Genomic DNA, 13,240 nt, shown 5'->3' with positions numbered 1-13,240 from the left:
TCTACAGAAAGATTTGCAGCATACTCTGTGAGCAGCTCCTTCAGCCGGACGTCCACACCATTAATTAATACTTTTCGTCTATACTTTGGACACCATACTACATGGTATTTACAGGAATAGACGACATTGTTGTTTGATTTATATGTTGTGTCCATATTTGTATTATACTATAGTTTATTAGTTAATACAATTACTATTTTGTCCATCTTCAATTACTTGCATAAAATTATCCGTAATCGGTAAATAAAACATCCTCTACATTCGAAAAAGCTTCCAGCTCTCTCCCATCTGCACAGCCAGATATACGATCTCAAAGATCACAGCTACGGATCCAAGCTTAAAAAGCAGGGAATCCACAAAGCCTCCTGCCTTACAGAAATCCAGCGCAATGCCTCCCGGCAGCGGATACAGGATCCGTACCCGTTTCCGGTTAAAGCAGTCCAGCACCAGATGTGATGCAAATCCAACCACAAAGTAAAATACCAGCTGCACTGACACCATGGATATGGCTGCACTCAAAATAGCCATAGCCATGATCGAATGCATAAATGAACGGTGTGGCTGATTTTTTCCAAAGGCACAGACTGCAATAAAAATAATAACTCCCATGGCAACCGGCGCTATAGACTGGTTATTGCGGATCTTTTCCCAGATGGAAAAATCATAAAAATAATTCAATGCGATCTCTGCTGCCACAAGCAGAACCGCGATCAGCGTGATCCGGTCCGCATCCTTATGGGATTTGGAAGTTCCTACATCAATGTCGCTGATCAGTGCTCCAAGCATTCCTGTTCCTGCCGCAAGTACCAGACCGGAAACCGTAGAGGGCTGTGTAACTGCCAGCACTGTTCCGAGTCCGACTGCTGCGTGTGTTTTTCCTGTCATAATTCTCCCCTTATTGTAAAAAATCTTCCGTTATTCAGGATTATCCACTGCTGCAGATCAGACACTCCCTTCTGATCTTCTGCATATATAAATGTATCACTTTATCATTTACCGCAGATCTGAAAATACAATAAGGCAGCTGTCAGCCTTACCTTTTACTGACAGCTGCCTCCACGAAACAGCATTATATCACACAAGAAAACACTATTCTATCAAAATTCTCCCTACTCTCATACACGTCCCGTTTAACTGGAATATACCTCACAAACGTACCAGTTAATCAGACCAATTCATACGTCCATAGCGAAGTGCAATACCATGGATCTCTTTCTGAAGCTTCACAGTCAGCTCCCTTTTGCGGATCCTCCACTTCCAGTTCTTTCCTACTGTGGAAGGCTGGTTCATTCTGCAGCTGTTATCCAGGCCCATATAATCCTGCATAGGGATCACACAGAGCTTTGCACTGCTTCTCATAACCAGGCTGATAAAGCATTTATGCAGCTCCTTATCCGGTGTGTAGTTATCACAGAGATAATCCCTGGCAAGCTTACGCTCTTTTGCCATAATACTCTTCCACCATCCGGCGATGGTCTCATTATCATGGGTTCCTGTATATGCCACACTGTTCTCCGGATAGTTGTGCGGAAGATAATCGTTGGCACAGCCGGAATCTCTGGAATCAAACGCAAACTCCAGGACCTTCATTCCCGGGAATCCACTGTCATGGACAAGCTGACGTACGGAATCTGTCACATAGCCAAGATCCTCCGCAATGACCTGCTTCCAGCCAAGGGCCTGCTCCACTTTGCGGAACAGATCGATCCCGGGACCTTTTTCCCAGTGACCGCCAATAGCATTTTCCGCACCATATGGAATGGAAAAATACTCGTCAAAGCCACGGAAATGATCAATTCTTACCACATCATAAAGACGGAATACGTAGCTCAGTCTGGAGAGCCACCACTGATATCCTGTATTTCTGTGATAATCCCAGCGATACAGTGGATTTCCCCAGAGCTGTCCTGTTGCGGAAAATCCGTCCGGCGGGCATCCGGCTACAGCCACCGGCACATTCTCCTCATCCAGCTGGAAAAGCTCCGGATGAGCCCAGGTATCTGCACTGTCCATAGCTACATAGATCGGGATATCTCCGATGATCTGGATGCCTTTTTCGTTGGCATATTTTTTCAGTTTCATCCACTGCTCATAGAATTTAAACTGCATATACTGCTGGAATTCAATATCAAAATATAATTCTCTGCGATAGTAGTCCATGGCATTTGCCCAGCGAAGGCGGATATCCTCTGCCCATTTTGTCCACTCAACACCGCCGAACTGATCCTTCACTGCCATAAAAAGTGCATAGTCGGAAAGCCACCAGCTGTTTTCTGCAACAAATTTCTGATAATCCGGATTCTCGCTGATGTTGCTGTTTTCGTAAGCTTTGCGGAGAAGCTTGTAACGGCCTTTGTAGATTTTTTCATAGTCTACGCTGTCTGCTCTTCTTCCCCAGCTGACCTTATCACAGTCCTCCTTTGTAAGGACGCCTTCCTCCACCAGTGCCTTCAGGCTGATAAAATACGGATTTCCCGCAAAAGTGGAGAAGGACTGGTACGGAGAATCTCCGTAACTGGTAGGTCCCAGCGGAAGGATCTGCCAGTAGCTCTGTCCCGCTTCCTTCAGCCAGTCCACAAAATCATAGGCACTCTTTGAAAAACATCCGATGCCGTACTCTGACGGCAGACTTGTGATCGGCATCAAAATGCCAGCTGCTCTTTTATCCATATCTTTTCTCTCCTTATGTTGAGCCCTGCATCTCAGGGCATCTTATTTATTATCCTCTCACGGATGCAGCTTCATGCAATCCATGCAACCGTTTGCATAAATTATACGTTCATTTTGCATGAAGTGCAATGCATTTTTGTCTTTTCTACCTTTCTTACAATTTTTGCATCCTGATTTTGTGCAGTTTTTCATTGTGTCAAACAGAAATCTGTCTGCATCTCACCACTTGATTCTCTGCGCACCTGCTTTCACGCAATTTTATGCAACTTTCCGTGCAATATGTTTGACAGTATCCTTGTTATGAACTACAATATCTCTATCAGACTGAGATAAAAAAAGCCGGATCAGATGCATAGCTTTGATCCGGCATATCCGTGAGGAGGCAAATTTATGGCAGTAACCATCAAAGATGTGGCAGCTCTGGCCGGGGTGTCCCCGTCTACCGTTTCCAGAACCTGCAAAAATAATCCATCTATCAGTGAAGAAACCAAGGAACGTGTACGCAGAGCCATGGCGGAGCTTGGCTATGAGCCGAATTTTCAGGCCAGCAACCTGGCAGCACAGATTTCCCGCTCCATCGGTATCATCCTGCCTCCGTCCCCAAAGGAGACATACGAGAATTCCTTTTACCTTGAGACGATCCGGGGAATCAGCCACTACTGTAACGCACATCAGTATATCAGTACCATTGTTACCGGTCAGAATGAAGAAGAGATCCTTAACGCAGTACGTTCCATGTCCAGAAGCGGTAAGGTTGACGGATTTATCGTTCTTTATTCCCGTGTGAATGATCCTGTTATTGATTTTCTTTTCAGTGAGAGACTTCTCTATATCCTGATCGGAAAACCGGCGCAGTACACCAATAATACGATCTATATCGATAATGACAACCTTCTTGCCGGACAGGAGGCAACGGAGTATCTTTATGCTCTGGGCCACCGGAAGATTGCTTATCTGGGCGTAGATAATTCCCTGGTCTTTTCCGCAGACCGTAAAACCGGCTACATGACTGCGCTGATCAGCCACGGATTAACCGTACAGCCCGAATACTGCATAGAAGTTCCTGCAGCTTCCCAGAATGAGTTTCAGGAGCTTCGAAAGCTGCTTTTAAGTGAGGAGCGCCCTACAGCTGTGCTCGTCAGTGATGATATTCTGGCGCTTTCTCTGGAGCGGATCTGTATGGAAGCAGATATCTCCATACCGGAAGATCTGTCCATTCTTTCCTTTAACAACTCGCTTTTTGCCAGACTGACTTCGCCGCAGCTGACCTCCATTGATATTAACTCTGGGCAGCTTGGAATGGAAGCGGCTACGCAGATGATCAGTCATATCGAAAATCCGAGCCTTCCGGCCACAAAGATCATTGTACCTCACCAGCTGATCGAAAGGGACAGCTGCCGGAGGATCTGATCTGCTGTGAACAAAAAACAGGTATCTTCTCTGCTGACTGTGTATTGACCACCACTTATCGATCTGACATTGATGGTCGATTTACCGCCCGGCAAAAAGATACCTGTTTTTCATTTTTTATAATGCTTTCTCATAACACCAGTACATATGTCCCCAGAGTTCACACTCTCCCACGTTCTCAAAATTCAGCTTATCATAAGAGCGGAGTGCTTTTACATTGTCCTTCGCAACAAGAAGATGTACAGCTTTATAGCCACGCTTCTTCAATTCTTCCATCACACCCTTAAGAAGTTTCCCGGCAATCCCCTGATTCTGGAATTCCTGACATACTCCCACCCGGGAGACCTCCGCTGACGGCACCATGGTTTCTGACCAGCATGTGAGACATTCCACATTTGGATCATCATCAATGGAGATCACACCTGCGATACTTCCCGCATCGTCCCGCATACAGAACAGCGCATCTCTGGAAAGATCAAATTCCACTTCTTTTTCTGAAGGATACTCCTCTGTCCACACACAATAGGGCGTCCCCAGCAATGAACGGTACAGCTTCAGAACTGTATCTGCTTCTTCTCTTTTTACACGCTCGAAATTCATTTTATATCTTTTCTCCCACTATTATCTTAACAATTTGATATTTACAGCTTTCAGTCCTGGATTTCTCCTGAAAGTATATTCTGCCCGGATCCCGGTTTTCGTGAATATTTATATTATTCCATCAATAATAACACTTTTCACTGCACCCATGTGGAAACAATATCCTCTTTATCATACATTGAAACGCTGTTTCATTTTCTGCAGCGTCCAGAATTTCCAACGCTTTTCGCAAATTCCGGATATCTTTTTCCATGTGATCCACATAGTTTCCCCGGCCAACCAGCTTCAGGTACGTGATCCCTGCCTGCTTCAGCTGATACAGTGCACACAGTCCACAGCCTGTCTCACCACAAAGATATCCGGATTCATCATATGCTTTCAGATCCGGTTCCTGATCCCACGCCTGCTCCTGAAGAGCCACTATTTTTTCCGGAACAGCCTCACCATTCCGTACAGTTCCAAGCCAATAGGGCACCCTGCAAAGATATCCCATCTCATCACAGTGAAGCGAATTACAGAATGCTCCCGTAAACTGGCACATTTCATTCAGCACAAAGGCCTCGAACTCCATTCCCGCCTCCGGTCGGATCCCGGCCTGTTTTTCCACTTCTCTCTGAGATACAATAACAGACTGCATATCCCGGAACGTGTTTTTCCGATGAAAGATCAATCTCTTCAGAGGAAAGCGCCGGAACATTTTCAGCATTTCGCTGTTCACTTCCCCTGTTTCTCCGCTGAGATGGATCTCGCAGGAAAGTCCCCTGTTTTTCAGATAAACAAGAAGTGCCGGATCTGCAATGATATAGCTTCGAAATCCAATTTCCATGCACTTCTCTATGATATCTCCGATCTCCGGATACTGTTCCGGAAGATAATACAGGGAATTGAAGGTGAGATGCACCGGCTTTTTATATTTTTTTACCATCCGGGAAAGGATCTCCAGCTCACTGTATGCACCAAGCTGAACATTATAGCAGAGAACCTCCCTGCGATTTAACGGCATTACTGTGCCGTATTTTTCCGCCCAGGAAAAGGGTACATAGCCACAGAAAAATTCATCTGCTCCTGCCTGCACGAAACGTTCATATTCATCTATGGAGCCTAACCCGACTGTTATTTTCATACTGTTATCCATGTCCTGTTCCTTTTTTCCGCAATGTATTTTTATCAAACGGATATTCGCGATCCACCTTCGCAGCCTGCCCATCACCTGTCATATATTGACAACAATGCGATCCGGCTTTGTACCTTTTATATTTTTCCACATTTCCGTTGACTCCGGAAGTGTTTTATCCACACCAAACAGGGAGTTATACCGCCCTGCCATGTGTAAATGTTCCGGATAAAGCAGTGCGTATTTTTCACAGAATTTCGGACAGTGCTCCGCAAGCTGCTGTATACCACGATCTCCGGTGGTGCACAAAGCATACAACGGACAGTACTGCGAAGTGTTTGTCTGATAAAAAGGCAGATGCAGACTGTTTTTTCCCGGCGGAAGCTCCTGTGGATATCCGCAGGACTCCCATTCGTATCTGTGGATATGAAATTCTTCAGCCAGAAAATCCCGATAAACCCCCGCATTCAGGCTGTTTTGCTGAAATAATGAGGTATCACCGGATTTATATTTCATTCGCGGATCCTTTTTTCGTTTATTGAGCAATGTCCCCAGAACAGGACGCAGGCGGGATGTTTTTCCACAGAGCATTTCCGCCATAGCCCAGTCATTGACTACGATTTCCACATTCACCCCATGAATACAGCACCAGTTATCCACCTTTTCCAGAAGCTTTCCCACAGACAAAAGCATAAATTCCCGGATATAAGAAAATACCAGTGTGATCTCCGATCCCTCCGAATACATTTTATCCATAATAGAAAAAAGCTGCTCTTCTGTCGGAAACAGATTATGGCAGAACTGATTTCCAATATAAAATCTGTCCGGTGTCCGGCCTGCAAAATAACTGTGAGTGAGGTAATTCTTCTGCCAGTAAGACGCCAGAAAATCCTGCAGCGGCTGGCGCAGATATTCTTCATACAGGGAAGTGCAGTTTAATTCCAGGGCAAACTCTGCATTATCCAAAAGCCTTAATTCTTCTGTACCCATTGTATTCTGTGGATTTCCGGAAGCCTTTTCACTTTCTCTGAAAAACCACCGCTTCTTCTGTTCTTCCAGACTCCTGCAGTGCATCTCATCCAGCTCTGCAGGATAACCGGTCAGTGATTTCGCCAGCTCTCCATCGTCTCCCTCCAGCTTCAGACGGATATATCTGTTGTACTCTCCGGCCAGACGCCGAACCTCCTGTACATAGTCCTTCTGTTCCACTCTCACAGAATATTCCCTGTAAAAATATTTTCCGGTTTCCTTTTCAGATGGCTGTTGATCCTGCAGATATTGCTCCTCTGCTGCACTCATCCCAAACCTCCGGATCTCCACGCTCCTGTACCCGGCTTTTTTCATATCGTAAAAACAGATCAGAAATTGCTCCGGTTCCGGGCATTCCTCTGCCAGGCGAAGCCGAAATCCATCTTCACCCAGCTCTGTGATCCGGATTTCTTTACCATCCATAAAACCGGACAGTAATCCAAATGGTATCATAGAGATCCTCATCAGGAAAGCTTCCTCCCTTCAGGTAAAAAAGGGAGATGCCATATGCTCCCATACAGCACCTCCCACTGTTCCTGCTTATTTCACTTCTACTAATTCAATTCTGAAATTCAGCTCTTTACCTGCCATCTCATGATTGGCATCGAAAGTAATGGTTTTTTCATCTTTTGCGTTAACTTTAACCGGGAACGGCTGACCATACTGATTGGAGAGGTATACCTGCTGTCCTACAGTAAGATCCTCAGCGCCTGGAAGCTGTTCGATCTCAAGTGTAAAAATCGCATCCGGATTCGGCATACCGTAAGCTTCCTCAGGCATCAGATGAACATCTATCACCTGGCCAACCTCCATGTTTGCAACTGCCGCATCAAAGCCTTTGATCATCTGGCCTGCTCCGCAGATGAATTCCAGTGGCTCACCACGGTCATAAGAAGAATCGAACTGTGTTCCGTCGTTAAAGGTTCCTCTGTAATGTGTACGGCAGGTTTTTCCGACATTAGGACCTGTGATAGATGGCTGGGAACCACATCCGCCGCCGCAGCCTCCGCAGGAGTGTCCGTCTTCATGACCACCGCAGGAGTGTCCATCCTCATGGCTTCCGCAGGAATGTCCATCTTCATGATGGTGATGATCACAGTTCACACCTGTGGATACCAGTTCGCCCTTCAGATAAGCATCCACAGCTGCATCTACATCACCCTGTGCTCCAGAACATAACTCAACACCAGCCTCAGCAAGTGCTGCCTGAGCGCCGCCGCCGATTCCGCCACAGATCAGAACGCTAATCCCCTGATCTGCAAGAAGTCCGGCAAGTGCACCATGTCCGGTGCCATTGGAACTGATCACTTCACTGGAAATAACCTTGTTATCCTCCACCTCATATACCTTGAAAAACTCTGTTTTTCCAAAATGCTGAAAAATGTTTCCATTATCGTATGTTGCTGCAATTTTCATTTGTAAAACCCTCCGTTAGTCAAATATATATTAGTATATCGTGCAGGCAGGATAAAAGCAAGGTTTAACTTCGCTCTGCCGGCTCTTGCTGTTATTCAATGAATCCAGTATAATAGGAGCATCTGTAAAAATAAAAGATTTTTTAATAGAAGGTTTGAATTAATATGAAATCATACGAAGAATTACTTTCAGATATTGAAGAAGACATGGAACTCATGGGTTCCTCACACATTGTTTATTCCATGGAAGAGGACGGCATTGTTACCGATTATGATTATCTTCCATCCGATTCCTGTACGATCTCCATTACCTTAAAGGAGCTTCAGGAAAAGCTTCAGCTGCAGATGCTCTATGCAAAAGTTTCCTCTCATACAGCCGGAGCAGATAAAAATGCCCCGAAATTAGCTGTTGTTTTTCCGGGCATCGGATACACGGCTGACAAGCCGCTTCTGTACTATACCGGCCGCCTTGCCAGCAAACACGGCTACCAGATCCGCACTGTATCCTATGACAACCTTCCGGAAAATGTCAAAGGAAACCCCGAAAAAATGAAACAGGCCTTTGACCTCGCCCTGGAACAGACAGAACGCTCCTTAAGCAGCATCGACTGGAATTCCTATGGCAGCGTTCTGTTTATTTCCAAAAGCATTGGTACAGTCATCTCCTCTGCCTATGCTTCCCGACACGATCTGACTGTAAAAAGCATCCTGTTTACACCTCTTGCAGAGACCTTTTCCTTCCCACTTGCCGGAAGCATCGCCTTCCACGGCACCGCAGATCCCTGGGCCGAAACCGATTCCATCCGGGAACTGGCAGCGCAGAAAGATGTACCTCTCTTTCTCACCCAAAACGCCAACCATTCTCTGGAAACCGGTGATGTACTGACGGATATCTTTATATTAAAAACTACAATGGAACGGGTCCAGCGTTTTATTTAACGCCGGCCCGCTTATTTTTCTCCACCCACTAAAAACTGAGGTGTCAGCTTATTCAGCTCACGATCCATGGAAGTTCTGGAAATATCACTGATGTCCTTCAGGGCAAACACTTTGGAAAAGCCGATCTCCATCATGTGATCCAGATCCCATGCCGGGCGCTTTTTATCACTCATAAACAGCTTACTGCTGAGCTCTTTCCCTGTTTCCGCATCTTCATGAGCATGGATACCTCTTCCGTATTTTTCCCACATGGCAGCATCATGTGCCTCGTAAATCTTTTTCTTTTCTTCATCATAAAGATGCAGATACCAGCAGGCGTCCGATACCAAAAGGCGTCCGCCTTTTTTCAGTACACGCAGCCACTCCTTGTAAGCCTTCTGTGGATCATCCAGCGTCCATGTGATATTTCTGCAGATAACCATATCAAATGTCTCATCCGGGAAATTCAGATTGTGGCAGTCCATAGTCATCAGATCTGCGGATAAACCTGCTGCCTTTACATTTTCCTTTGCTTCATGGATCATATTTTCAGTAATATCGATCCCGGTCACATGATGTCCTTCTTTTCCCAGCATAATTTCAAAAAATCCCGGCCCGCAGCCTACATCCAGTACTTCCAGATGTTCTTTTTCCGGCGCATACTCCAGAATCAGATTCTTCCAGTTTTCTGCTGTTTCACTTTTCAATTCTGCCTTGATCCCTTCGCTGTAAATGCCAGCTTCTCCTTCCCAGTACTCTTTGATCTTATCGTTTTGCATGTCACTTCTCCTTCTTTGTGGCTATTACAATAAATTTTTTCCCCTGATATCCGTATTTCCAGAAATCCATCGTCCATGGTCTGTTTAGCCAGCGGTTCTCTCTGATCTGGATCCTGGCAAAGCGTACCTTTTTTAATATCTGAAAGTCCGCTTCCGGACGCTTCTGCGATGTAAATGGCAGCTTTTCATAAATTCCGCTGTTTTCCTTCACGTCAGATCCATATGTTTTTCTTTCTGTAACATAAATAAGAAAATCAGCAATTTTCATATGGATCTTATTTTTTAATGTGGGTTCGACGGTACGATAGTCCCCATCAAAATAAATGATCCTTCCACCTGGTTTTAATACAGCCTTCCAGCGTCTGAAAGCTTTTTCCGGATCATATAATGTCCACACCGCATCTCTGGAAAGTATCACATCATAGCTTTGTTCTTGTTCCAATGGCAAAGTTACACCATCTTCCTCACAGATTTCCACCTGTTGATGATACTGTCGCATATTCCTTCTGGCTTTTTCTACCATTCCTGATGAACCATCTATCGCTTTTACATCATGTCCCAGACGCGCTGCTATGATGCTCATAAAACCCGGGCCGCAGCCCACTTCTAAAATACGAAGGGGCTCAGGTCCAAGAAGTCTTTTCAATTCTTTTGTCCAGTGAGATACCGTTCTTTTGTTACTCAATTGTTTTTGGATCATATCATCATAATCACCGGAATCTTCTGTCCATTTATTCTCGATTTTTTCAAACATTTTTTTTACTCCACTACATCCAGTGTTGCCCAGTTAATGCCTTCATAGGCAGTCGGTGCAAGCTCTACATTGGTCAGTCTGGTATTATTATAGATATAATCACGGTTCGGATAATACAGCGGCACTGTTACTGCCTGATCATTGATACGTGTAAGGATCTTATCGTATAATTCCGTACGTTTTTCTTCATCCTGTGTTTTTAATACTTCTCCGAGATCTTTGTTCAGCTCCTCATCGTACCAGTTTACTGCTTTTGCTCCATCTTCCGCATAGAACATTGATTTCAGGAAACCATGAGGCATCCAGGAGTCTTCATAGCTGCGGTAAATGCACAGATCGTAGTCTCTGGTGTTCCAGATCTCATCATAGTAAGCTGCAGATTCTTTTTCTACCAGTTCAACACCCACACCAACCTTCTCATATTCAGATTTCAGGTATTCACACAGTGACTTCCAGGAAGCATATTCTTCAGTCTGGAATACCAGTCTGAGGCTCAGTGGTTCTCCGTCTTTTTCTACAATACCATCTCCGTCTGTATCCTCATATCCTGCTTCCTTTAACAGTTCCTTCGCTTTATCCGGATCATATGGATAACCCTTGCTGTTTTCTTCTGTTACATAAGGAACTGTCGAAGACATAAGTCCGGTTGCCGGATTGCCGTAACCATCCAGCAGATCATTTACAATGCTTTCTTTATTTGTTGCATAATTCAGTGCCTGACGTACGTTTATATCCTGAAGCGCCGGTGTATCATAATTTTCGATCAGATAGTAAGAAAGTGTGGAAACCTGCTGTTCTGTCGATAAATTTTTATCTGCCTGGATAATACTGAAGCTTTCGGATGGAATATCCTGAAGATTCAGATCTGCCTCTCCACTCTGAAGTGCCATCACTCTGGCATCACCGTCTACCACCTGTTTCAGAACTACTTTATCAATATTTGGTTTCTCACCGTAATAATTAGGATTTGGTACCAGGACAACCTCCTGACCGCTTTCATAACTGTCGATCATCCACATTCCGGTACCTACTTCCTGACAAAATTCTCCGTCTTCATCCATTGCACTTTCACAGGTGAAACGGAATGGTCTTGGATAGCTGAATTCGATCAGCAATGTATAGCATGGTTCTGCAAACTTAAATTCTACAGTATAATCATCTACCTTTGTAACATTTTCCAGTTTGGCTGAAAAGTTACCGATCACATCCTGTTCCACCCATCTGTTATAATTCCACATCACATTGTCTGCATTAAACACTGTACCGTCTGAGAATTTCACATCTTTTCTTAAATGAAACGTATAGGTTGTGCCATCTTTGCTGATATCCCAGGATTCTGCCAATGCCGGTTTAATTTCTCCATTTTCTCCATAACGCACCAGTGGATCATAGATCATTTCATAAAGACGAAAGTCCGCACCACTTTTTGTAGGATCACAAAGTTCAGGAGTCAGATCAATGGATGTCATTGCCGTAACTACTTTTTCCTCTTTTGCCTGTACATTGACACCTGTCAGTAAAGTTGCCGCCACCATGCTCAATGCTATCAGTTTTGCTACACGTCTTTTCTTCATTTCTTCTTCTCCTTTGTTTGTTTTATATTTTACAGCATATGACATGCCGCAAAATGTCCTGTTTCAATTTCTGTCAATTCCGGTATATGCTCTCTGCATATGTTTGTACATCTTATGCACCGGTTCTGATATGGGCAGCCTTGTTCCGGAATGGTATCTGAAAATATTTTCTTTTCCTGCGATCCGATTCTTCGCATTTTCGGTTCTTTTACCGGAATAGAATCAAACAGATCTTTTGTATAAGGATGTACAGCAGTCTCCTTTAAGCTGTCCGTATGATCGATAAACTCGACCACGCGTCCCTGATACATGATAGCCACCTCTTTGCAGAGATATGGAACATTGGACAGATCGTGAGTGATCAGTAAATAGGTCATCTCATATTTTTCCTGCAGTTCATTTAACAGATGCAGGATCTGCTTTCGTATGGAATAATCCAGACTGGATACCGGTTCATCACAGATCACAAGTTCCGGTCTTAATACCAATGCTCTCGCAATATTAGCTCTCTGACACTGACCTCCTGAAATCTGTCCAACATAACGGTTGCGAATATCCGGATCAAGCCCCGTCTGGATCAAAGCTTCTTTTACCCGTTCTTCATACTCTCCCTCTTGCAGTTTTTCATGTAATTTCAAAATTTCCAGAATATTTTCTCCAATGGTATAACCGGGATCAAATACCCCGCTGCTGCTTTGAAAGACCATCTGAAGATTCTTGCGATATGGACGAAACTGCTTTTCAGACAAATCCTGCATTTCCTGTCCCTGAAACCAGAATTTTCCATCTGTAGGTTTCTCCAGGCCGGCGATCAGCTTTCCGAATGTAGTTTTACCACTTCCACTTTCACCGATCAGGGCCATGGATGATCCTGCATGGATTTCCAGACTTACATCATCCACTGCCTTCACAATTTTTTTCTTGCCATAATATTTTTTTAAATGTTCTGTCTTTAGTAACGTACTCATACTTTTCCC

The 13,240-nt window shown here is 44.5% G+C and carries 13 protein-coding genes; 2 read left to right on the top strand and 11 right to left on the bottom strand.

The genetic code is table 11. The features are described from left to right. The 3 genes from MUB50_RS13260 to malQ all read right to left on the bottom strand — a co-directional run. On the bottom strand, positions 1-155 hold a 155-nt coding region (locus MUB50_RS13260), incomplete at its 3' end, for a transposase (protein ID WP_244791332.1). A 100-nt stretch (positions 156-255) separates the two neighbouring features. Then, positions 256-885: a metal-dependent hydrolase gene (locus MUB50_RS13255; protein WP_244791324.1), complete on the bottom strand. Its 630-nt coding sequence runs from the start codon at positions 883-885 to the stop codon at positions 256-258. Between the two features lie 276 nt (positions 886-1,161). Continuing rightward, positions 1,162-2,670: a 4-alpha-glucanotransferase gene (gene malQ / locus MUB50_RS13250; RefSeq protein WP_244791322.1), complete on the bottom strand. Its 1,509-nt coding sequence runs from the start codon at positions 2,668-2,670 to the stop codon at positions 1,162-1,164. A 390-nt stretch (positions 2,671-3,060) separates the two neighbouring features. Here malQ and MUB50_RS13245 point away from each other — a divergent pair, with 390 nt between their 5' ends. Then, on the top strand, positions 3,061-4,080 hold the full coding sequence (locus MUB50_RS13245) for a LacI family DNA-binding transcriptional regulator (RefSeq protein ID WP_244791320.1): 1,020 nt from the start codon (positions 3,061-3,063) through the stop codon (positions 4,078-4,080). Between the two features lie 117 nt (positions 4,081-4,197). Here MUB50_RS13245 and MUB50_RS13240 read toward each other — a convergent pair whose 3' ends face one another. From MUB50_RS13240 to MUB50_RS13225, 4 genes are all read right to left on the bottom strand, one after another. After that, entirely contained in the window at positions 4,198-4,680 is a 483-nt protein-coding gene (locus tag MUB50_RS13240; RefSeq protein ID WP_114002680.1) for a GNAT family N-acetyltransferase, read from the bottom strand. A 121-nt stretch (positions 4,681-4,801) separates the two neighbouring features. Continuing rightward, the gene (locus tag MUB50_RS13235) at positions 4,802-5,815 is read right to left on the bottom strand and encodes a U32 family peptidase (RefSeq protein ID WP_330637538.1); all 1,014 of its coding nucleotides are present in this window, start codon (positions 5,813-5,815) and stop codon (positions 4,802-4,804) included. A 78-nt stretch (positions 5,816-5,893) separates the two neighbouring features. Next, complete coding sequence (locus MUB50_RS13230) at positions 5,894-7,276, bottom strand: hypothetical protein (RefSeq protein ID WP_244791318.1); 1,383 nt, start codon at positions 7,274-7,276, stop codon at positions 5,894-5,896. An 87-nt stretch (positions 7,277-7,363) separates the two neighbouring features. Then, positions 7,364-8,239, bottom strand: coding sequence for a NifB/NifX family molybdenum-iron cluster-binding protein (locus MUB50_RS13225; RefSeq protein ID WP_173738079.1), 876 nt, complete (start codon positions 8,237-8,239; stop codon positions 7,364-7,366). A gap of 164 nt (positions 8,240-8,403) precedes the next feature. Here MUB50_RS13225 and MUB50_RS13220 point away from each other — a divergent pair, with 164 nt between their 5' ends. After that, a complete protein-coding gene (locus tag MUB50_RS13220; RefSeq protein ID WP_244791316.1) occupies positions 8,404-9,177 on the top strand; it encodes an alpha/beta hydrolase in 774 nt (257 codons plus the stop codon). 11 nt (positions 9,178-9,188) lie between these two features. Here MUB50_RS13220 and MUB50_RS13215 read toward each other — a convergent pair whose 3' ends face one another. Genes MUB50_RS13215 through MUB50_RS13200 form a run of 4 tightly spaced genes read right to left on the bottom strand, consistent with a single transcriptional unit; the run spans position 9,189 to position 13,231 of the window. Next, on the bottom strand, positions 9,189-9,935 hold the full coding sequence (locus tag MUB50_RS13215; RefSeq protein WP_138276760.1) for a class I SAM-dependent methyltransferase: 747 nt from the start codon (positions 9,933-9,935) through the stop codon (positions 9,189-9,191). A gap of 1 nt (position 9,936) precedes the next feature. Continuing rightward, a complete protein-coding gene (locus MUB50_RS13210) occupies positions 9,937-10,689 on the bottom strand; it encodes a class I SAM-dependent methyltransferase (RefSeq protein WP_244791314.1) in 753 nt (250 codons plus the stop codon). Between the two features lie 5 nt (positions 10,690-10,694). After that, positions 10,695-12,263: a nickel ABC transporter substrate-binding protein gene (locus MUB50_RS13205; protein WP_227752374.1), complete on the bottom strand. Its 1,569-nt coding sequence runs from the start codon at positions 12,261-12,263 to the stop codon at positions 10,695-10,697. 29 nt (positions 12,264-12,292) lie between these two features. Beyond that, positions 12,293-13,231, bottom strand: a complete 939-nt coding sequence (locus MUB50_RS13200; protein WP_138276763.1) for an oligopeptide/dipeptide ABC transporter ATP-binding protein — start codon at positions 13,229-13,231, stop codon at positions 12,293-12,295. Between the last annotated feature and the right edge of the window lie 9 nt (positions 13,232-13,240).

It is taken from the genome of Blautia sp. NSJ-140 (genome assembly GCF_022868965.1).
GTDB lineage: Bacteria > Bacillota > Clostridia > Lachnospirales > Lachnospiraceae > Blautia_A.
The sequence above is the reverse complement of the archived record's forward strand: the minus strand, read 5'-3'. Positions and strand labels throughout refer to the sequence as shown.